The sequence below is a fragment of the Nocardia sp. NPDC046473 genome (assembly GCF_040645995.1).
GTDB lineage: Bacteria > Actinomycetota > Actinomycetes > Mycobacteriales > Mycobacteriaceae > Nocardia.
In genome coordinates this window covers 188,912-209,784 of sequence record NZ_JBEYZJ010000011.1, presented here as the reverse complement: position 1 = coordinate 209,784, position 20,873 = coordinate 188,912, and the positions used below count along the sequence as shown (strand labels likewise).

At 66.3% G+C, this 20,873-nt stretch carries 21 protein-coding genes; 11 read left to right on the top strand and 10 right to left on the bottom strand.

The genetic code is table 11. The features are described 5' to 3' along the window. Positions 1 to 97: 97 nt before the first annotated feature. From ABZ942_RS36280 to ABZ942_RS36260, 5 genes are all read left to right on the top strand, one after another. Positions 98 to 796: a hypothetical protein gene (locus ABZ942_RS36280; RefSeq protein WP_357390222.1), complete on the top strand. Its 699-nt coding sequence runs from the start codon at positions 98 to 100 to the stop codon at positions 794 to 796. A gap of 97 nt (positions 797 to 893) precedes the next feature. Beyond that, positions 894 to 1,163, top strand: coding sequence for a GNAT family protein (locus tag ABZ942_RS36275; RefSeq protein WP_357390220.1), 270 nt, complete (start codon positions 894 to 896; stop codon positions 1,161 to 1,163). Between the two features lie 9 nt (positions 1,164 to 1,172). Further along, positions 1,173 to 1,751 (top strand): hypothetical protein, encoded by a 579-nt coding sequence (locus tag ABZ942_RS36270; RefSeq protein WP_357390219.1) that lies wholly within the window; start codon positions 1,173 to 1,175, stop codon positions 1,749 to 1,751. Between the two features lie 290 nt (positions 1,752 to 2,041). Continuing rightward, a complete protein-coding gene (locus ABZ942_RS36265) occupies positions 2,042 to 3,202 on the top strand; it encodes a hypothetical protein (RefSeq protein WP_357390217.1) in 1,161 nt (386 codons plus the stop codon). Between the two features lie 192 nt (positions 3,203 to 3,394). Then, positions 3,395 to 5,119: an FAD-dependent oxidoreductase gene (locus ABZ942_RS36260; RefSeq protein WP_357390215.1), complete on the top strand. Its 1,725-nt coding sequence runs from the start codon at positions 3,395 to 3,397 to the stop codon at positions 5,117 to 5,119. A 20-nt stretch (positions 5,120 to 5,139) separates the two neighbouring features. Here ABZ942_RS36260 and ABZ942_RS36255 read toward each other — a convergent pair whose 3' ends face one another. The 3 genes from ABZ942_RS36255 to ABZ942_RS36245 all read right to left on the bottom strand — a co-directional run bounded on the left by ABZ942_RS36255 (position 5,140) and on the right by ABZ942_RS36245 (position 7,827). Beyond that, positions 5,140 to 6,372 carry an FAD-dependent monooxygenase gene (locus ABZ942_RS36255; protein WP_357390213.1) on the bottom strand — a complete coding sequence of 411 codons (1,233 nt, stop codon included), beginning with the start codon at positions 6,370 to 6,372 and terminating at the stop codon, positions 5,140 to 5,142. A gap of 102 nt (positions 6,373 to 6,474) precedes the next feature. Continuing rightward, the gene (locus ABZ942_RS36250; RefSeq protein ID WP_357390211.1) at positions 6,475 to 7,209 is read right to left on the bottom strand and encodes a DJ-1/PfpI family protein; all 735 of its coding nucleotides are present in this window, start codon (positions 7,207 to 7,209) and stop codon (positions 6,475 to 6,477) included. Between the two features lie 39 nt (positions 7,210 to 7,248). Further along, complete coding sequence (locus ABZ942_RS36245; protein ID WP_357390209.1) at positions 7,249 to 7,827, bottom strand: GNAT family N-acetyltransferase; 579 nt, start codon at positions 7,825 to 7,827, stop codon at positions 7,249 to 7,251. Positions 7,828 to 8,053: 226 nt separating this feature from the next. Between ABZ942_RS36245 and ABZ942_RS36240 the strand changes: the two genes are divergently transcribed. Beyond that, positions 8,054 to 8,527 carry a DoxX family protein gene (locus ABZ942_RS36240; RefSeq protein ID WP_357390207.1) on the top strand — a complete coding sequence of 158 codons (474 nt, stop codon included), beginning with the start codon at positions 8,054 to 8,056 and terminating at the stop codon, positions 8,525 to 8,527. Between the two features lie 4 nt (positions 8,528 to 8,531). Here ABZ942_RS36240 and ABZ942_RS36235 read toward each other — a convergent pair whose 3' ends face one another. Then, positions 8,532 to 9,593: a low specificity L-threonine aldolase gene (locus ABZ942_RS36235; protein WP_357390539.1), complete on the bottom strand. Its 1,062-nt coding sequence runs from the start codon at positions 9,591 to 9,593 to the stop codon at positions 8,532 to 8,534. Positions 9,594 to 9,726: 133 nt separating this feature from the next. Between ABZ942_RS36235 and ABZ942_RS36230 the strand changes: the two genes are divergently transcribed. Then, positions 9,727 to 10,062, top strand: a complete 336-nt coding sequence (locus ABZ942_RS36230) for an Lsr2 family protein (RefSeq protein WP_357390205.1) — start codon at positions 9,727 to 9,729, stop codon at positions 10,060 to 10,062. A gap of 70 nt (positions 10,063 to 10,132) precedes the next feature. Here the strand turns inward: ABZ942_RS36230 and ABZ942_RS36225 are convergent, their stop codons facing one another. Continuing rightward, a complete protein-coding gene (locus ABZ942_RS36225; protein ID WP_357390203.1) occupies positions 10,133 to 10,465 on the bottom strand; it encodes a hypothetical protein in 333 nt (110 codons plus the stop codon). A 153-nt stretch (positions 10,466 to 10,618) separates the two neighbouring features. Then, positions 10,619 to 11,341 (bottom strand): response regulator transcription factor, encoded by a 723-nt coding sequence (locus ABZ942_RS36220; RefSeq protein WP_357390201.1) that lies wholly within the window; start codon positions 11,339 to 11,341, stop codon positions 10,619 to 10,621. A 293-nt stretch (positions 11,342 to 11,634) separates the two neighbouring features. Here ABZ942_RS36220 and ABZ942_RS36215 point away from each other — a divergent pair, with 293 nt between their 5' ends. Both ABZ942_RS36215 and ABZ942_RS36210 read left to right on the top strand, forming a co-directional pair. Then, positions 11,635 to 12,462 carry an LLM class F420-dependent oxidoreductase gene (locus ABZ942_RS36215; protein WP_357390199.1) on the top strand — a complete coding sequence of 276 codons (828 nt, stop codon included), beginning with the start codon at positions 11,635 to 11,637 and terminating at the stop codon, positions 12,460 to 12,462. Between the two features lie 379 nt (positions 12,463 to 12,841). Continuing rightward, the gene (locus ABZ942_RS36210) at positions 12,842 to 14,893 is read left to right on the top strand and encodes a phosphocholine-specific phospholipase C (protein WP_357390197.1); all 2,052 of its coding nucleotides are present in this window, start codon (positions 12,842 to 12,844) and stop codon (positions 14,891 to 14,893) included. Between the two features lies 1 nt (position 14,894). Here ABZ942_RS36210 and ABZ942_RS36205 read toward each other — a convergent pair whose 3' ends face one another. Both ABZ942_RS36205 and ABZ942_RS36200 read right to left on the bottom strand, forming a co-directional pair. Beyond that, entirely contained in the window at positions 14,895 to 16,289 is a 1,395-nt protein-coding gene (locus tag ABZ942_RS36205; protein WP_357390195.1) for an amidase, read from the bottom strand. A gap of 156 nt (positions 16,290 to 16,445) precedes the next feature. Beyond that, positions 16,446 to 16,640 carry a hypothetical protein gene (locus ABZ942_RS36200; RefSeq protein ID WP_357390193.1) on the bottom strand — a complete coding sequence of 65 codons (195 nt, stop codon included), beginning with the start codon at positions 16,638 to 16,640 and terminating at the stop codon, positions 16,446 to 16,448. 251 nt (positions 16,641 to 16,891) lie between these two features. Between ABZ942_RS36200 and ABZ942_RS36195 the strand changes: the two genes are divergently transcribed. After that, positions 16,892 to 17,710: an SDR family oxidoreductase gene (locus tag ABZ942_RS36195; RefSeq protein ID WP_357390191.1), complete on the top strand. Its 819-nt coding sequence runs from the start codon at positions 16,892 to 16,894 to the stop codon at positions 17,708 to 17,710. Positions 17,711 to 17,773: 63 nt separating this feature from the next. Here ABZ942_RS36195 and ABZ942_RS36190 read toward each other — a convergent pair whose 3' ends face one another. After that, a complete protein-coding gene (locus ABZ942_RS36190; protein ID WP_107655522.1) occupies positions 17,774 to 17,977 on the bottom strand; it encodes a cold-shock protein in 204 nt (67 codons plus the stop codon). Between the two features lie 282 nt (positions 17,978 to 18,259). On the opposite strand from ABZ942_RS36190, the gene murJ reads away from it, so the two are divergent. Beyond that, positions 18,260 to 19,951, top strand: a complete 1,692-nt coding sequence (gene murJ / locus ABZ942_RS36185) for a murein biosynthesis integral membrane protein MurJ (protein WP_357390189.1) — start codon at positions 18,260 to 18,262, stop codon at positions 19,949 to 19,951. Positions 19,952 to 19,961: 10 nt separating this feature from the next. Here murJ and ABZ942_RS36180 read toward each other — a convergent pair whose 3' ends face one another. Continuing rightward, positions 19,962 to 20,846 (bottom strand): SDR family NAD(P)-dependent oxidoreductase, encoded by an 885-nt coding sequence (locus ABZ942_RS36180; protein WP_357390187.1) that lies wholly within the window; start codon positions 20,844 to 20,846, stop codon positions 19,962 to 19,964. Positions 20,847 to 20,873 lie beyond the last annotated feature (27 nt).

The window sequence follows — 20,873 nt, the reverse complement described above, 5'->3', positions numbered from 1 at the left end:
GTAGTTGCCGCCCGCGCAGCCGCGGATTTGGTACTGCACACGGTCCGATGAGACCCGCAGCCCTCCCCCGCTGACCGCCAACCTGCATGATGGGCGGATGCTTCCCACCGACCATCTGGCTCAGGCAGATCGTCGCCCAGCGGTGATCGACACGCCGCTGGGCACCATCGGGTTCTCCGTCGCGCTCGGCACGGACGTGCTACCGGCCGCGCCGAATACCCTGTGGTGCTTGCCGAATGGTTCGTATCTGCACCGGTGGCGGCATCGCATCGCGACGGTCGATCTGCTGATCGGCAGCGTTGACGAACCGGCCTGGGACGGTGGCGCGCCGGTGCCGATCTGGGCCGGAATCTGGCAGGTGCAGGCGCGCGCCAAGGTGCCGGGACTCATCATCGCGGCCGAGCTCACCGACATTCCCGTCGATGTCTACGGCGGCCAGGACTCCGGCGAATGCCTCGCCGCCGTGAGCGTGGAGAACGCGGACTTCATGGTGTCGATCGGTGGCCCCGACACCGAACTGCTCGCCATGCAGGCCGCCGACGGCAGGCTGATGCCCACCAGCTGGGCACGCCCGCTGCGGGCCAGCAACGACGACAGCACTACCGAATACGGTGTGCGCTACACAGATCCGGCTCGAATCGCCTGGCACCTGCCCGGCCTGTCCACCTCGGAAGTGGCCCGGCTCTGCATCGCCTCCGCCTGGTGCCCCCGCGACGACGACCGCCCCGCAGCCTGGTTCGCCGTCGACATCCCCCTCGACACCGCCTACCACCACCTCGTCAACGACCCAGCCTGACCGGATAGGGGCGCCGCAACTGTCGCAGCGTTCATAGCTGCCACGCTAGCGAAACCGCTTGTCCCCCCAGGGCAGCTGACGACAAAGATCAGTGGGCATGGCTGGGCTACTACGTGAGACTGCGGCCGTGCCCGATGCCGGCTGCCTACTCCTCGACGCCGCCAGGCAACTGGCAATCGAGCGCCGCGCTCGCCGGATCACCCTGCGAGTCCTCGGCACGAACACCGCCGCTCAGGCGCTCTACCTCGCCAGCGGTTATCACGTCGAAGGCAGGCTCGTCGGCCAGTTCCTACTCGAAGGCCGCTACGTCGATGACGTCTTCATGGCCATGGAAATTGCGGCAGCGGTCGAGCAGGCTGCGGGCTAGCGTGGACTGGTGGTTGAGGATGAATTGCTGCGACGCTGGGAAGAGCGGTGGGTGGCGGGGCCGCCGGTTGCTCATGCGTTGAGGTATGCGTATCCGGAGCGGTGGGTGCGTTTTCACAGCTTGCCGAAGTCCAAGCGCTATGCCGATACCGAAGACGAGTATGCGGTCGTGCTGGACCGGTACAACACAGTCTTGGACGAGCTCTTCGGCGGCGAAGTCGTCTATGTCATCACAGTGGACTGGTCCGACACCCCGTTGCCGCCAACGCATCCCCACCCGGCTGCGCGCTGGCACCCGGAACGAGCCACGTACTGGACGACCTTCTGCACAGAGCCGGATCCCGAGTATCTGACGTACACGCACTTCTACGTCAGCCAAACCCCTTGGGAGCGTGGCTGTCTCGATGAATTGCTGCGGACCGTCGCGGACGATGTCATCTCCGGGGTACTGATCACCGACCTCGCATTACAGCGGATCTACCATCCTTACGATGGCGGAGCCGACGTCATCCTGAGCACCACCGAGGAGCGCGATCGGATGCGCTCCCGGCATGCCGAATGGCTGTCGTCCCATCCGTTGGGGCTCTGAGTCAGCAACTGCGGCGGCGGAGTGGGGCATCGGCGGCTTGTGGCATCGCCTGCCCGGCTCTAGCCTGACTTGCACTCGGTGTCTCTACCAATCGGAAGGAAAATCGAATGATGAGGTCGTGGTCAGCCAGTGCGCTGGTTGCCGTTGTCGTTCCGCTGACCGCGATGTCCGTAATCGGTGTTCCCGCTACAGCTGAGCCGGACGGTCGCGCCAATGACGTTGGCGCGGCACGGATTCCCACCGCCGAGTGCATTGATCGGTCGATTCAAGTCGGGCCGGAGGAAGCACGTTTGAATAGGCCGGAACCGGCCGATTTGATCGACGGTGGTGGCTTCACCGACCTCGTGCAGTCGTTCGTGTCCGACCTTTGTTCGACGGCGGATTACCCGTCGGCGGTTGCGCTGGCCACCAGTGATGCGAAAAAGCTGTGGCGTCACGGGGTAGACCGGGCCCAGGGCAGGCAACCGAGCGGCGCACTATCCGCCAGTGACGATCGGCCGCTGTATTGGGCTCGGCTGGCCGAAGTCGCTGCGGTGCAACAGTGGAAGCCATCGTTCGGATTGTCGGCACAGCAACGCGGCGACATCGTCGCGGCGATCGATCGGACCGGTCGTGGCCAGGATGCCATCGCCTACTCGACACCCCGTTCGACTACGCGGCATGTTCTGATCACCGGTTTCGACCCCTACAAGTTGGACTCTGACATCCGAGGCGGAAACCCTTCGGGTGCAACGGCGTTGGCGCTGAACGGCAAGGTCGTCAACACCGAGCAGGGCCGTGTCGAATTCGCCACCGCGATGTTCCCGGTCCGCTGGCGTGACTTCGGCAACGGCGTCGTCGAACAGACCTTACGGCCGTTCCTGACCGACGGCGCCGACCAGGTGGACCTGTTCGCCACGCTCAGCGTCGGCAGCCCGGGCGAATTCGACCTGGAGCAGAACAACGGCGCCTGGCGCGGCGGAAAGGCCGACAACGAATCCGTCTGCTACCTCGGCAGCGTGCCCAATACCGCCGCCGCGGGTACCGCACCGCAGTGGACTCGATCGACCTTGCCGCTGCCGGAGATGGCCGCCGTTCCCGGACGGTTCCCGGTCAAGGTGCGCACTTCGGTGGATACCGCGCTGCTGCCGTTCTTTCCCGCACTGCCTGTCATCACCGACTGCCGTGTCCCGGCCATACCCGGCGTCCCGATGCCCGATGGCCCGCCGGCGGACTCGACCGCGTGGGCAGGCGGCGGTGGCAGCTACCTCTCCAACGAAAGCGCCTATCGCGCAACACTATTGCGTGACGTAGTGGGCGCGGACCTGCCCGGTGGGCACATTCACACCCCGGTACTCGAGGGCCTACCCGAGACCGGATTGACCGGTCCGGAGTTCGACAACAACCGCGACGCGATCATCACCCAGCTCACCGGCCTGCTCCTGACCGCCGCGGACTCGACCCGGCCCTGAACCGCGGCGCAGCCACACACATTCCCCGACCGAACCGCGCGCGAATCGCCGCACCACCGGCCGGTAGTCCGAGTTGTCGAGTGCGCCTCGAGAATTCGGGTACCGTCTGCGGCCGTCGTGGCGAAATGGGGCCGTTGCCCCTCGTTTCGGGAGGTTTCGGGAATTTCAGACAGCAGGGTTTCGCGGCGTCGCTTGCTCGGCACGTTGGCCGCCGGTGCCGTCGCCTCCGGCGCGATCGCGGCGACGGGGTGCGCCCCGGCCACCACCGACGATCGCTCCCGCGACCGCAGCGAACTGCTTGCCCGAGAGCTACTGGGGGTCGACGAGAACGGCGCCGACCTCACGCTGTCGTATCTGAAGGTCCTCATCGATACCGGTCTGCCCGCTTCCACTGAGCGCAAGAAGATCGTGGTCGTCGGAGCCGGTCCGGCCGGGTTGAGCGCCGCGAACCTGCTCGCCGATGCCGGACATCAGGTCACCGTGTTGGAGGCCAACGGGAATCGAACGGGCGGGCGGGTCAAGACGCTTCGCGGCGTCTTCACCGATCCCGCCCTCTACGCCGAGGCCGGGGCGATGCGGTTGTCCAGCGTGCACCCGATGGCGCTGGCGCTCGCAGACAAGCTCGGTGTGCGGCGCAGGCCGTTCTACAGCTCCGACGTGCTCACGGAAACCCGCACGCCGCCAACGCCTCCCGTGTTCTACCGCTCCTGCACCGGCGAGGAGTGGTCCAACGGGCCGAAGCAACAGTACGTGCCGCCGCCCGTCGCCGGGCGCGGGCTGATCAGAGCCAACGGGACCACCGTCACCCGAGCCGAATACACCGCGAACCCGGGCGCGGTGCATGCGGGCTTCGGCTGCCGGCTGACGACCTCCAGCAGTGCGGCCCTCGATACCGCGCTGCGCAAAACCCAAGTGCTGCAGAACGAGTCGATCGAGCGCCAGGTCGAGGGCTGGACCCAACTGCTGTCCACCTACGAAAACCATTCCCTGCGCGGCTATCTCCTGGAACAGGGCTGGCCCAAGGAACGCATCGAGTCCGTCGGCACCCTCGAAAGTGTCACCGCCCGAGTGCGACACAGCGTCATCTTCCCGTTCGTCGACCACACCATGATCCCGTCCGATGCCACCTACTGGGAGCTCGCGGGCGGCATGGCGTCGCTCCCCGATGCCATGGCCGAGCGACTCGGACCAGCCATCCTGATGGGCAAGCGCATGACCCGGCTGGAACAGACCGACCACGGCGTGCGGATCTGGACCACCGGCGAGACCGGCGACGAAGCCTCCGACGGTCAACCGACCGGACCGGCCGAATCGTTCGACGCCGACTACGCGCTCGTGGCCATCCCGCTCACCGCGGCCCGGTTCTGCACCTTCGACCCACCACTGTCCTACGACAAGCGCCGCGCCATCATCGAACTGCACCACGACGCCGCCACAAAAGTGTTGCTGGAGTTCAAGAGTCGCTTCTGGGAGCAGGGCCCGACCGGTTTCCGCGGCGGCCGCTGCGTCACCGACGGGCCGAGCCGATCCCTCTACTTCCCGTCACACGTCGAGGGCTCCGACGGCGGCGTGGTGCTCGCCTCCTACACGTTCGCCGACGACGCGATGCGCTGGGACTCCCTCACCGAGGGCGAACGCATCCACTTCGCGCTGGCCGGAATGCGCGAACTGTTCGGCGCACAAGTAGATTCCGAATTCACCGGCGTCGGCCGCACCCAGAGCTGGGTCCGCGCCCGCTACGCCCTCGGCGAAGCCGCCATCCCCACCCCCGGCCAGCTCCACGAACACCACAACGCCACCCGAACAGTCGAAGGCCGAGTACATTTCGCCGGCGACCACACCAGCCTCAACACCGCATGGATCGAAGGCGCCCTGGAAAGCGGCGTCCGCGCCGCACTCGAGATCCATCGACGCTGATCGCCGAGGCTGCGGGCGGATCAGCGGGCGGCGACGCTCGAATAGTCCGGCAACGGATATTCACCTCGTGCGCCGATCAACCGGGTGATCAATACCCGCAGCGGATGCAGCGGTCGCGACACCAGTATTCGCACGAGGGTGAGCGCGACCGCGACGCCGCGGCCAGTGGTGGGATGCCGCAGTCGCACCGCCGCCTCGGTGCCCTTCTGCACCTCGGTCACCAGTGGCCGCAGCAATTCCTCGTACCGATCGAACGCCCGCGCCGAATCGGTTGGCGTCTCGGCGATTTCACCGGCAAGCAGGTACGCGCCGATGAGCGCGAGCGCCGTGCCCATCCCGGTCATCGGCGATCCGCAGTAGGCGGCGTCGCCGAGCAGGACCACCCGGCCGCGCGACCACTTGGCCATCCGAACCCGAGCCACCTCGTCGAAGTAGAAGTCGGGCGCCTCGGCCATGCTGTCCAGAATCGCCGGAACCACCCAGCCGTTGCCGGCCAACCGATCCCGGATCAGCCGCTGCTGCGCCGCGATATCGCCGCGCAGCCCGTCGTCGGCAGGCATGCGGACCGAGATGATCGCCATCGAGGTCGCCGGGTCGGGATCGGGTCGCACCGCGACCATGCCGCTCGGCACGATATGCACACCGACCCAACCGGTTTCCAGCATCGTCCGCGGCGGCGTGGGGATGGTGAAGAATCCGATGTACGCGCCGAGGTATTCGGTGAACTGCTCGTGCGGGCCGAATACCCGCGCGCGCAGGGCCGAATGCAAACCTTCCGCACCGATCACGAGATCGAAGGTGGCCTCGGCGCCGGAGGCGAAGCGCACCCGCACCGCGTCGGCATCCTGGTCCAGGTCCTCGACCCAGTCACCGTAGCGGTACTCGAGTGCACCGGATTCCGCTGGGAGCGCGGCGATTTCGTCGAGCATCACCTGGTTGAGGTCCCCACGAGTGATCTCGATTTCGGCGACGATCCCCTCGCCCCCGAACATCTCGGCGGGCATGCTGGCCCGCTGACGGCCGCGCTCGTCGACGAAAACCATGCCGCGCTCATCGAGTTGACGTCGCCGGATGCCGGGCAGCAGCCCCATCCGTTCGGCCACCTTGCGGCTCGGCCCGCGCAGGTCGACAGCTTGACCGCCGGGCCGTGCCACGGCGGCACGCTCGACAACCGTCGTGTCGAAGCCCGCGCGCAGCAACTGCAGCGCGACCGCGTTACCCGCGATACCGCCGCCGCAGACCAGAATTCGCATCGATCCGGACACCCCGAACCCTCCCCTCGATCAAGCCAGTGTTTCAGCGACCACCGCGACGAGACAACCCGATTTCGATCACATCATCCGATCGATCCGGGACTACTTGCTCCAGCGAGCGCGGATACGCCTGATTGTCTGCTGCCACAACAGTTTCGGCACGGCGATCGTCTCTGCGACGAGCATCCCGGCACCGGCCGAGTCGGCACCGTAGCGGGCGATCTCAACCATTGCTTTGCGGCGGAAGGCGTCGGAGACCTTGCTCGGATGGCCCGCGTCGAAGGGTGGCTTGGGGTCGTATTCCATCAGGAGCTGGGCGGTCTCGGCTCGCTCCTGGCCCGCGATTTCGCCGAGCAACCACAGCGCCATGTCGATCCCCGCGGACACACCGGCCGCCGTGACGTATTTCCCGTCGTGGACGACACGCTGGTCCCGCATAGCCTTTGCGCCGAGCGCCGCCAAACCCGATTGCGCCATCCAATGCGTGGTGGCGGGGCGACCGTCGAGCAGGCCCGCGGCGGCGAGGATGGTCGCTCCGCTGCACACCGAGGTCGTCCACGTGGTGGTCTCGTCGATCTTGCGCAGCCAGGCGTGCAACGTGGCGTCGGCGGCAACGGCCAACGGCACACCTCCGGGCACCAGGACAATGTCCGGTGCCGGTGTCTCCTCGAAGGTGTGCGTCACGCCCAGCGCGAGTACACCGCTGTCGGCAATGATCGGGCCGATCTCCTGCCCGACGAATCGAATCCGCGAGTCCGGAACCCACCGCAGCACTTCATACGGCCCGATCGCATCAAGAGCTGTCATCCCCGGGTAAAGCACAATCGCAATCTGCACCCTTACCAAGGTAATCCGGTTCCGCCCCGGCGAGCAGACTCAGTCAGCCGACGTTGTCAGGGATTCGGACTCGGGCTGTCGCACACTCTGACCGCGCCACTCCTGTTCCAACATCGCGTAGATCAAGGTGTCGCCCCACTCGCCCTTGAACCACAGGTCTTGTAGGTGCAGTGCTTCGCGGCGCATGCCGAGTCGCTCCAGGACGCGGGCGGAGGCGTGGTTGCGTGGGTCGAGCTTCGCGATGATGCGGTGTAGCGAGAGTCCTTCGAAGCCCAATCGCAGCAACGCACTCGCCGCCTCGGTCGCATAGCCTTGGCCCGCGGCATCCGGCGAGAATACGTATCCGATTTCGCCGGTACGGTTTTCGGCGCTACGCCAGAACAGGACGACGTCGCCGAGCAACCGGCCGGACGCCTTCTCCTCGACACACAGATAGAGCCCCTGACCCACCTCGGTCAGTTCGGTCCGGCCCCACACCCCCGCGATTCGCTCGGCCACAGCTTCGCGGGACATCGGCTCGTACGGCAGATAGCGGCACACGTCCGGTTGCGATTTGTAGGCGAACATGGCGTCTATATCCGCCGCGGTTGCGGGGCGAAGCAGGAGTCGCTCGGTCACGATCGGATAGTCCGGGTGCAGCACGATTTCCGACTATAGCGACGCCGGTAGGCGGCCTGTAGACCGCAGAACGGGTGTACCGGCGGGCCGCTAACCAAGTGGGGACACCCGCGGCGACGGATAGTCCCCGTCGCCAGTTGCTGAACAATTCACCGCTGCGGATCGTAGTCATGAATACGGGTGGCGCTTCCGATCATCCGAAACCCTCCGGATTCGAGGTTGTGTCATGCATCTGTTGTCTTCCGAAGCGAACGCCGGGCCCGCGCCGGGCGGTCGTGGTGCGGTGGTGCTCGGCTTGTTTCGTATTCTCGTCGGCCTCTCGTTCACCATCCACGGGCTCTCCGGGCTGTTCGCCTGGCCGGTCGCGCCATACGGCGGCCACGTCGCGGCGATCGGCAGCTGGCCGAGCTGGTGGGCCTCGCTGATCCAACTCGTCGCGGGCGGGCTCGTCACGCTCGGCATCGGTACCAGGATCGCCGCGCTGCTCTGCTCGGGATCGATGGCGTACGCGTTCCTGTTCGTGCACCTCAAGAGCGGTATCTTGCCGATCCAGAACGGCGGCGAGGCGGCCGTGATGTTCTGCTGGTCGTTCTTCCTCATCGCCATTCTCGGCCCGGGCGCGTTCGCGGTGGACGCCCTGTTGCCCGGCCGCGCACACCGGCGCACCGTCCCGGCCAACGTCGCGCCCAGCCGCAGCTGACTGCTCAGCCCCGGCTCATCTCGTCGGCGATCGCCTCGGCGAAACCGTCGATATCGTCCTCGGTGGTGTCGAACGCACACATCCAGCGGACCTCGCCGGTGTGCTCGTCCCAGACGTAGAACCGATACCGCTTCTGCAGCCGCTCGGTCACCGGGCGCGGCAGGATCGCGAAGACCGCGTTGGCCTGGACCGGACGCACCAGCCGCACGCCATCGATGCCGCGCACAACCGCCTCGAGCCGTTTGGCCATGGCGTTGGCGTGCGCGGCGCTGCGCAGCCAGAGATCACCGCTGAGCAACGCCTCGAACTGCACCGAGACGAAACGCATCTTCGAGGCCAACTGCATCGACATCCTGCGCAGATAGACGAGGTCACGGACGGCGTCCGGGTTGAGCACCACAACGCACTCACCAAGCAGCAGGCCATTTTTGGTGCCGCCGAACGACAGCACATCCACCCCCACATCCGTGGTGATCTCGCGCAACGGCACCCCGAGCGAGGCGGCCGCGTTGGCCAGCCGAGAGCCGTCGACGTGCACGAGCATGCCACGCTCGTGGGCGTGCTCGCAGATCGCGCGGATCTCGTCGGCGGTGTACACGGTACCGAGTTCGGTGCTCTGCGTGATCGACACGGCCAACGGCTGGGCCCGGTGCTCGTCGCCCCACCCGTAGGCCTGGCGGTCGATCAGTTCGGGGGTCAATTTGCCGTCGGGAGTCGGCACGGTGTGAATCTTGATTCCGGCGAGTTTCTCCGGCGCACCGCACTCATCCATGTTGATATGCGCGGTTTCGGCCGCGATCACCGCGCCCCACCGCGGCAGCAGTGCCTGTAGCGCAACGACATTTGCGCCGGTGCCGTTGAAGACCGGATAGGCCGTCGCGCACTCACCGAAGTGGCCGGCGAAGACGTTGTGGAGGTGGGCGGTGTAATCATCCCCGCCGTAGGCGATCTGGTGACCGCCGTTGGCCAGCGCCAGCGCGGCGAGCACCTCGGGGTGTATCCCGGCGTTGTTGTCGCTGGCGAATCCGCGCACGGCGGGGTCGTGTCTACGGATGGCGTCGGTCATCGGCGTGTCGGCCACAGAGAGGTTCCCATCAGTTCGATTGTTCGGACTCCGACACCGCGAAGTCCACGCGTTTGTTCCGAAGGTCTACGATTGTCGCTTCTACACATTCGAGCATCTACGAAGGGGAAACTCCATGGCACGCAAGGTCGTTGTGACACTGGTCGACGACTATGACGGCAAGTCCCAGGCCGAAGAAACAGTGCACTTCACCTTGGATGGCGTGGCCTACGAGATGGATCTGTCGGCATTGAACGCCAAGCAACTCCGCGGCATTTTCGCGGAGTGGACGCCGACCGCCCGCAAGGTCGGTCGCGCGCCGCGCGGTACGAGCAGCCGCTCGCAGCCGTCGGCCGGGCGGGAGCAGACCGGTGTCATCCGTGAATGGGCACGCCAGAAGGGTATTGATGTTTCGAGCCGCGGGCGGATTTCGGCCGAGGTGGTGGACGCCTACAAGAAGGCGAGCATGTAACTCCACTCGAAACGCCGAGTCGGGCTCGGCCGTGCAGACCTGGATCTGCCCTGCCGAGCCCGCGGCTTTCTCAGCTCAGTCGACCGTTCACCGTGCGCATCGCGCGCTGGATTCGTTCGCGCGCAAGCAATTCGGTCATTTCGGTGAGCGAGTCGGCCAAGAGCGGGTGTAGTTCGGCGCGGGCCTGCGCGACGGCGGCCTGGATCACATTCGGCGACACCGTCGGGAATTCCCCGCCCAGCCGCTGCGTGGTGACCCGGCTGGCCGTCATGGACTTCACCCACTGCCACACCAGATCCGGTTCCAGCTTGCCCGATCCGCCGTTCAGGCCGGGCGCAGCCGCAATCAGCCCGTATTCCGCACCTTTGCGCGCCGAGCGCAAATCGGTCTTATCGCTACTCATCGGCATGCACAACTCCAGAGACGGCACCAATATGCAGCGAGCCGCGCTTCGGGACCCGAGGAAAGTAGTTGAACTCTACACCGGAATACATACCGCAGGTACGCATGTCGGTCGAACAACCGACAGTCGGCGCCACCCGTGGCGGTCGTGTCCTCATCCCAGGCCCGCTTCTCTGGCGCGCACGATTGCGTTGGCGCGGTCCGCGACGCCGAGTTTGGTGAAGATGCGGGACAGGTTGTTGCTGATTGTTTTGGGCGCCAAGTCGAGGTCGGCGGCGATGGCGGCATTCGGCAGTCCGGCGGCGACCAGGGTGAGTACGTCGAATTCTCGGGTGGTCAGTTCCGGGAACGGGCGAGTGTGCCGGATGGGGGTGGCCAGCATGGTGGCGAGCCTGCCGGCGATGTGCGGGCTGAGCACCACCCAGCCCGCGGAGACCGCGCAAATCGCACGCAACAGGTCGTCGCGGTCCGCGGCATTGCGCAGATAACCCCCCGCGCCGGCCCGGATCGCGGCGAATACCGACTCGTCGTCCTCGGCGACGCTGAACACCAATACCGCGACGCCCGGCGCACAGCGCGCCAATTCGCTGATGACGGCACCGCTTTCGGGTTGTCGCCACTGGCCCAGGATCAGCACGTCCGGCCGGTTCAGCACCGCCTCGCGCAACGCGCCGTCGCAGCCCGTCTCGGCGACCACGGTGATCCAGTCGACGGAGGTGAGCAGTGACCGCAGCCCGGCCCGGACCACCGCGTGGTCATCGGCGAGCACCACCGTCAACGGGTGCGTCCCGGTCAACGTCGCGCCGATACCGTCGATGACCGAAAGCTCCGGTCCGAAGGTTCGCCGCTGGGGCACAGGCTTCGGCAGCGCACTCATCAAACCCCCTGGCACAGTCTTGGTTTCGAGGCCGCCGGTTCGGCGCATCGGACCCGACGGCTATCCCGCTGAGAATCCTCTGACCAGGGCCGAACAGGAAGATTTCGGACCGCTGACCGGACCTCCGCCCCCGTGCGCGTGCAGGATTTCGCGGCGCTGCTCACCGACTTCGGCCGCCGCATGGGAACGACTGCGCCGATTCGCCGTCGATCACGTCGTGCAGCTGCGCTGACACGCCGCGCGGAATCCCTCATGCTGGAATATCCGGCGCTAGGTCGGCGGTTGGTCAGCACATGCAGATCGGTATCAACACCTTCGTTACCGACGAAGGCATCAGCGGTCCGAAGCTCGGTGTGGCACTGGAGGAGCGGGGGTTCGAGTCGCTACTGCTGGCCGAGCATTCGCACATTCCGGCAAGCCGGGAAACCCCCTACCCGGCCGGCGGCGACCTGCCGCGGATCTATTACCGGACAGAAGATCCGTTCGTCACCCTCGCCGCCGTCGCGGCCGTCACCCAGACGCTGATCGTCGGCACCGGCGTCACCCTACTGATCCAGCGCGACACCATCCACACCGCCAAGCAGGCGGCGACGCTGGACCGAATCTCGAACGGCCGCTTGCTGTTCGGGGTCGGGGCTGGCTGGAATCGCGAGGAGATGGCCAATCACGGCACCGATCCGCGCACCCGCGGCGCGCTGCTCGATGAGCAGATCGCCGCCATCCGCGAGATCTGGACCAAGGACCTCGCCGAATACCACGGCCGCTTCATCGATTTCGACCCGATCTACGCCTGGCCCAAGCCCGTGCAGCAGCCACATCCGCCGATCTTCGTCGGTGGTGGCGCGGTCGCGGCACAGCGCGCGATCCGGCACGGTGTCGGCTGGATCCCCCTCGCCGTCACCGACCCGGCCGCGATACCGGCCCAGCTGGCTGAACTCGACGGCAACGATCTGCCGATCTCGGTGGTCGGCGCCGCGCCGGACCCGGCGATCTTCGACGCTTACGCCGAGGCCGGCGTGCAACGACTCACCCTCACCCTGCCCACCCTTCCCGAATCGGAGACCCTGGAAAAACTCGACGAATTCGCGAAGGTCGCCGATAGCTACCTGTCTGCCCGCTGAATAGTTACGCGGGTTCGACGGGTAGCCACAGCTCACACGCCGCGGTACTGAAGTCGTCCACACGTTCGAGAACCGCGACAATCGCCGCCCCTGGCCGCGACCGCCACAGATTGACCGGGAAAACCCGGTCGCGGTCGCGGCCCAAACCTGCCGCAGGGCCGCTGTCGCCCCGGACGTCGTCCCGGGCGGTATGTTCTTCCGGCGTCTGTCGGCGATTAACCGGGATTTTGCCTCTACCGCTTGGCTCCCGCCAGTTCGGTTCCCAGTTACGGCATGTTCATTGCCCAGTTGCCTCCGACCCACAACATCGCAGGTGGCTATAGCAAGCGAACATTTTTCACTCTGCACGTCAGTGATATGTCGTATCGAGAGGAATGCTGTGCCCGACGTAGATTCTGGTTTTCCAAGGCGGCGATTCATCGGTGGGGCGCTCGGCGCGGCAGCATTGGGTGGTGGGCTGCAGTTGTTGCCCGCCGGCATGGCCGAATCCCTCGCGGCGCCGAGCCGCAAGGGCACATTGAGCGATGTCGAACATGTGGTGATCCTGATGCAGGAGAACCGTTCGTTCGACCATTATTTCGGCACGATGCGCGGTGTGCGCGGGCTCGCGGACGCGAGCGTCGTGGTCAAGGCGGACGGCCGCAACGTCTACTACCAGCCGGACCCGGGCCGATCCGACGGCGGCTACCTGCTGCCGTTCCACGTCGACACCAAGGTGGTCGACGGCCAGGACCTCGGCGATCTGCCGCACGGCTGGGACGATCAGCATCGCGCGGTGCGCGGTGGCTGGAGCGATGGTTGGACCGCGGCGAAAGGCGAGATGGCCATGGGCTATTTCACCGAGGCCGACATCCCGTTCCATCGCGCGCTCGCCGACGCGTTCACCGTCTGCGACCACTACTACTGTTCGGTCCTCGGGCCGACCACACCCAACCGGCTCTATCACTGGACCGGAACCGTCGATGCCGCAGGACAATACGGCGGTCCGGCGATCAGCAACCCGGCCGACTACAAGCCCGTCTATCGCTGGACCACCTATCCGGAACGCTTGCTGGACAAGGGGATCAGCTGGAAGGTCTACGCCAACGACGAGGTGGGCGACGACGGCGGCCACCCCTTCGTCGGCGACTACGGCGACAATCCGCTGTGGCTGTTCGACGCCTATCACGATCCGAAGAACACCGAACTCGCCTCGCGGGCCAAGGTATTCGGCGCCGGCAACTGGAAGCCGGACTCCGGGCAGGGCAAGAACGTCGACCACGTCCTCACCGACTTCATCGCCGACTGCGCCGGTAATCGCCTCCCCCAGGTCTCCTGGGTGGTGGCCCCCTACGGATATTCCGAGCACCCGGCCGCCCGCCCCGTCGACGGCGCCGCCTACACCCAGGCCGTGCTGAAAGCGTTGTGGGGCAATCAGAGTCTGTGGAACTCGACCGCCCTGCTGATCAACTTCGACGAGAACGACGGCTTCTTCGACCACGTGCCGCCGCCGATGGCGCCGCCGGGCACGCCGGGCGAGTACGTCAACGGCCAGCCCATCGGTCTCGGCCCGCGGGTGCCCATGCTGGTGATCTCGCCGTGGAGCCGTGGCGGCTGGGTGAACTCGCAAGTGCACGACCACACTTCGGTGATCCGCTTCCTGGAGAAGTGGACCGGCGTGAACGAACCCAACATCTCCGCCTGGCGCCGATCCATCTGCGGCGACCTCACCGGCTGCTTCGATTTCGGCAAGGCCAACACCACGGTGCCGATGCTGCCCGACGCCAATGCCCTTCGGGCCCAAGCCGATGCGACCCAGAGCAAACTGCCCCGGCCCACGCCGCCCGCCATCGGCAGCCAGCACCCGCCGGAGCAGGAAGCGGGCACCAGGCCGGCCCGTCCCCTGCCCTACGCCCCCGTGGCGAACGCAACCCTGGCTGCGGGCGGCGCGCTGACCACCACCTTCCGGAACACCGGCTCCGCCGATATTCAATTGGCCGCATATCGGAACGACGGACGTACGGACGGACCGTGGCGTTACGACGTGAAATCGGGGGCCACGGTCTCCGACACCTGGAACGTGCAGAGCTATCCCGACAAGAAATACGGCATCGCCATTCACGGCCCCAACCGCTTCCTCTGGCGGATGACGGGCACCTCGACGTCCCCGCTCGAAGTGACCGCCTCCTATTCCACCGACAACAAACTGCAGCTGTCGATGACGAACAAGGGAACGGCACCCGCTGTGGTCACGGTAAAAGCCAACAGCTACCGCACCGACGGCCCGTGGACCTACAAGATCGCACCGGGAAAAACCACCACCGACACCTGGAACGCCCTCAGCTACGGCAAAGGCTGGTACGACCTGTCGCTGACCGTCGACACCGACACGACCTACCAGCGCCACTTCCGTGGCCACATCGAGAACGGTCAGCCGAGCGTCACCGGCTGAGCTATGGCGCGACCGGCCAGGGAGCCTGTGCCGGTCGCGCCTGCTCGACGGCCGCGGCCAGCTGTAGCAGCCGGACGTCGTCGAAACGGCGGCCGACGAGTTGGACGCCGATCGCGGTGCCGTCCGCGGCGTGGCCGCAGTTCATCGAGATCGCCGGGTGTCCGCCCGCGTTGAAGGGGACGGTGAATCCGATGTGCCGGAACGGCAGCGTCGGGTCGCCGTCCGGCGCGGTCTGTTCCACCGGCCATGCGGTGACCGGGGAGGTCGGTGAGACGAGGAAGTCGACCGTGTCGAGCCTGCGGTCGGCGGCGATGGACATGGCGTCGAACTGCGAGTAGCCGTCGAAAACCTCGGCGCCGGTCAGTGTTTCGGCCCCGGCGATCCAGTCGTGGATATACGGCAAGATCTTCTCGCTGCGCGCTGCGGGCAATGCTCGGACCTCCGACCAGAACCGGACACGCCAGAAATCGTTCAGCCCGGAGAGCATCTCGTCGGTCATGATCGGCTCGACCTTGTCGACCTGTGCGCCAAGGGATTCCAGCAGTTCGGCGACGTTACCGACCGCAGCGCTGACCACGGGTTCCACCGGCCAGCCGGTGCCCGCCTCGGTCATCAGGCCGATCCGGACACCCGAGAGCTCGAGCGGCCTGGCGGCGGCGGCCCACTCGGTGCGGAGCTCCGGTGCGGCGGTGTGATCGCGCCGATCCGGTACCGCCGCAACCGATGTCGCGAGCGCCGCGTCGGCCACCGTCCTGGTGAGCGGTCCGATGGTGCGGCCCAGATAGGGCGGAACAACCGGGATGCGCCCGAAGCTCGGCTTGAAACCGACTACGCCACACCAGGCCGCGGGCAACCGGATCGATCCGCCGATATCGGTGCCGTAGTGGATCGGTCCATAGCCTGCCGCGGTCGCCGCGCCCGCGCCGGAGCTCGAACCGCCCGGATTACGCGCGAGATTCCACGGATTGCGGGTAATGCCATGGAAACTCGACAGGCCGCTGGACGACATCCCATAGTCGGGCATCGTGGTCTTGCCGACCACGATGCCTGCCGCCTCACGGATCCGGTCGGCGGTCGGACTGTTCGCTACTGCGGGGGTGAGCTCCGTGGCCGCCGTGCCGAGCGGCGTCGGGCAGCCCGCGGTCGCGATGTTCTCCTTCACGGTGAGCGGGACACCGTCGAGTGCGCCAGCCGGTTCGCCGCGCCGCCAACGCTCGGTACTGGCGGCCGCCTCGGCTCGGGCTTGCTCTGCGTAGCGGGTGTAAAGGGCGTTGAGGTGCGGTTCCCACTGCTCGATCCGCGTTAGCACCGCATCGATGACCTCGACCGGCGTGAGCGTCCGATCGCGGTAGCCCGCCAGCAAGGCGGTGGCCGGTAGGTCGGCGGGGTCGGTCATACAGACTCCTCTCGCGCGCTACCGTCCCCGCGCGCGGACGCCGAGACACGGCACTCTGCGCACTGGCGGTCGGCGTGTTGGCGTACTCAGCGAGACAGCCACCGGGACAACAGGATTCTTCCACCGGAGCGGGTCGGCCGCACGACGGCGGTGATCTCAGTGGCGATGCGCCGTGTCGTACCACTGGTGCGGCACGGACCAGTCCCAGCAGTCCGTCGACGGCCGGTCGACCGGATTTTCGCGCTCCCACTCGACGTAGCAGCGGGCCGATCCGCCGACGCACGCGCCGCACAGGATCAGGCCGCCCAGCACGTGGCGCCACAGCGAGTGGAGTGAGATGCGTCGCCGCATTGCGACCTCCTCGGCGGGGAAAGCGGGTCTGAGCAGGGGAATAGCCTCAGGTCAGGGACGATACCGGCGCGTCGGGCGGCGCGGACGAGAATCGTGTGGACTGGCTCACACAGCGGGAAAATCGCACGCTACGACGCTTGCTTGGAGTGCGCTCCAAGTGGCTACCGTTGCTGTATGAGCGAACGAAGAGAGCGAATCATGTGCCAGCGCGCTTTGCGCATGCCGGAGCCGAGCGCCAGCGAGGCGAAGGCATGAGCAAAGTTTGGTTCATCACCGGTGTTTCCCGAGGATTCGGCCGCGAATGGGCGCTGGCCGCGCTGGAGCGCGGCGACAGTGTCGCAGGCACGGCGCGCGACCTGAGCACGCTCGACGACCTGGTCGCCAAGTACCCCAACACCTTTCAGCCGATCCGGTTGGACGTCACCGACCGGGCGGGCGATTTCGCCGCGGTACAGCAGACGGTCGATCGATTCGGGCGGCTCGACGTGGTCGTCAACAACGCGGGCTACGGGCAGTTCGGCATGATCGAGGAACTCACCGAGGACGAATTGCGGGCGCAATTCGAGACCAACGTGTTCGGCGCACTGTGGGTGACCCAGGCGGCGCTGCCGATCCTGCGCGAGCAGGGCAGTGGCCACATCATCCAGGTCTCCAGCATCGGCGGGATCTCCGCGTTCCCGAATATCGGCGCCTATCACGCGTCGAAGTGGGCGCTGGAGGGGTTCTCGCAGTCGCTCTCACAGGAAGTCGCGTCGTTCGGTGTCCATGTGACGCTGGTCGAGCCCGGCGGGTTCAGCACCGACTGGGCGGGCCCGTCGTCGAAGCACGCCACCCCGATCCCGGCGTACGACGCCGCGAGAGAAGCTCGGAACGCGCAGCGTGCGGGGATGCGCAGCGGTGATCCGACCGCTACCGGCGATGCGATTCTGGCCGTGGTGGACGCGGACGAGCCGCCGTTGCGCATCTTCCTCGGCGAGGCTCCGCTCACGATTGCCACCAGGGACTACGAGTCCCGGCTGGAGCTGTGGCGTAGGTGGCAGCCGATCTCCGCTGCCGCGCAAGGGAATTGACAGTCCCGAGCAACGCAAGAGCCCCGCACCCAAAGGGTGCGGGGCTCTTTCACGCTACGTCGATCAGATAGCGCGGACGTCCTGGGCCTGCGGCCCCTTCTGTCCCTGTCCGACCTCGAACTCCACGCGCTGTCCTTCTTCAAGGGACTTGAATCCCGAGCCGGACACGGCGGAGTAGTGAACGAACACGTCAGCGCCGCCACCATCTTGAGCGATAAAGCCGAAGCCCTTTTCGCTGTTGAACCACTTCACACTGCCTTGAGCCATTACTTTTACTTCTTCTTTTCTGTAGATGAGCCAAACGAATCACGTCGATAAGCTTGATCTCACTGGACCACCATGTCACGGATCGGTGGTAATCCCTACGAAATATCCCACTATGTGAGCTAACCGACACTCGGGCGCTCCGCCGAGTCTCACCCGCTCTCGACGCACCACATGCCCAATCACGTTGTATACCAGCGTGTTCAGGGACTCTGGCAACATGGCGAAGGCCTGTCCAGGGGGACGGCATCCGAGCTGCCATCGACTAGCGCGAGTCAGGGGACCATGACGGACTACGGCAACTTACCGACGCAACCGCTGCCGCTGGGGACGAACTGGCAGGCGGCCATCCAGGAAACGCCCCCGCTGAAAGGGATACAGCCGAGTGGGCGGCGTTCGTCGGGCGGTGCGCTCGCGCGGGCCGGAGGTCATGTCGCGTTGGCCGGCGTAGTGAGCCGATTGACCGGGTTCACCCGCACGATCCTGCTGGCGGCGTTGCTCGGCACCGCAGCGGTCGGCGATGCCTACACCGGGGCGAACAATCTGCCGAACATGGTCTACGAGTTGCTGCTCGGCAGTGTGTTCGCCAGCGCCGTGGTGCCGCTGCTGACGCGAGCAAGACGGCACGGGCGCAAGCACTCTCGGGAATTCACCCAGCGGGTGATGGTGGCGGCGGTGCTCGGCCTCGGTGCGGTCACGGTGGTCGCCGTGCTCTGCGCGCCGCTGATCGTGCGTGTCTTCGTGGGCGATTCCGATCAGCGGCGGCTCACCACCTTGTTCGCTTATCTCCTGCTGCCGGAGATCTTCTTCTATGGCGTGACCGTCTTGCTGACGGCCGTGCTCAATGTGCGCGACAGCTTCGCTGCGGCCGCGTGGGCGCCGGTGGTCAACAACGTGATCGTGTTGCTGACGTGCGGGATCTTCGCGCTGCTGCCGGGACCGGTCACGCTGACGCCCACTGCGATGACGTCCGCGCAGGTGCTCACGATCGGGATCGGCACCACCCTGGGGATCGTCGGGCAGGCCGTTTGGGTGGTTTTCGCATTGCGCCGCAATGGGTTCCAGTGGAAGTGGCGAGTCCGGCCGTTCCCGTACACCTGGCGGCCGGTGCGTGCGGGGATGCCCGTGCTCGGATGGATCCTGACCTACGCCGCGATCAGCCAGGTGGGTGTCGCCGTGACGATGCGGGTCGCGTTCTCCCACAACGGAGTATCCATCTACACCTATGCAGATCTGCTGTTCCAAGTTCCGTACGGCATCCTCGCAGCCTCGCTGTTGACGGTGCTGATGCCACGCATTTCCCGGTCGGCAGCGATGGGCGATCAGGCCGCTGTGATCGCCGATCTCGGACGCGGCGCACGGTATCTCACCGTCGCACTGGTTCCGATGACCATGGCCATGGGCCTGCTCGGGCCGGTGCTGGCCGCCGTCGTGTTCACCGGTCGCGTCGATGCGCAGGCGGCCGGACTGATCGGCACAGCTATCGCGTCGTCCGCGTTCGGCTTGGCGCCGTTCGCGCTGGTGATGCTGCAGATGCGAGTCTTCTACGCCAACAACAACACTCGCACGCCGACCATGATCAACGTGGCCATGGTGGCGACGAAGGTTGCCGTGGTCGTCCTCTCCGTCAACATTTTTCCGGACCGTGTCGTCGTGGTGATGCTCAGCGTCTCCGGCTCACTGTCCTATGTGGTGGGCGCGATCATGGGGTATGTGCTGCTGCGCCGACGGTACGGACTGCTCGGATTCTCCAGCGTCGCGGTGACATTCACGCGCGTCATCTGGGCAACCGCCACCGCGGGGTGGGCCTGCCTGGCGATCATGGCCGTCACCCGCCATCTGGTGCCCGATCCTGGCGTCGAACACCTCGTCACACTCGCGGCGGGGACGCTGATCGGTGTCACGGCATTCCTCTTGGCCGCCAAGGCAATCGGGATACCGGAGGTACGCAATGCCCGCGCGTTGCTCGCTGCCTGACCGAAGTCCGTTACAGGCCGACCAGTTCGGCGCTGCGGAGCCACAGGCTGTGCTGGTAGTCGGTGTCGCGACGGGATGCGACGGGCGGGAGCAGGTGCAGGCCGGGAGTCGAGGTGATGAATTGGCCTGTCGTGGTTTCCAGCTTCGGGTCGGTGCTCAGATCGATGCCGGTCCGGGCGCCCACTTCTGGTCGTCTGATGATTCGGGTGCGCGCCAGCGCCTTCAACGGGACCGCGATGCGGCGGTCGTCGCTGATGAGGCCGGTGGCGTTGGCGCCGGGACAGAAGCTGTTCACGGTGACCCCGGTGCCGTCGAGTCGCCGGGCGAGTTCCTGGGTGAACAGGATGTTCATCAGTTTGGACTGCCCGTAAGCGCGAAACGAGCCGATCGGTCCGAAGTGGCGTGGCTCGCCGAGATGGTCGAGGTCGGGGCGGCCGCCGTTGCGGTGGGCTTCCGAGGCGGTGATGACGATCCGGGACGGTGCGGCCGCGATGAGTTGATCCAGCAGCAGATTGGTGAGCAGGAACGGCCCGAGATGGTTTGTCGCCGTCATGGATTCGAAGCCGTCCACGGTCGTGCGCGCGAACAGCGCGTGTATGCCCGCATTGTTGATGAGCACGTCGATGCCGGCGTAGCGATGACGGATCTCCGCGCCCGCGCGCCGGACCGAGGCAAGGTCGGACAGATCGCCGGTGACGATATCGGGGCGGCCCTGCGCACCTGGTTCTGATTCGAGTTCCTCGGCGGTCGCCGCCGCCTTGGTTTCGTTGCGGGCCACCAGTGTCAGGTTCGCGCCGCGACGAGCCAGCGCCCGCGCGATCTCCTTGCCGATGCCGTTGGTGGCGCCGGTGATGACGATCCGCTTGCCAGTGACGTCGATGTCGTTGCTGCCCATGGGAAATCAGCCCTTCGTGATCCAGTG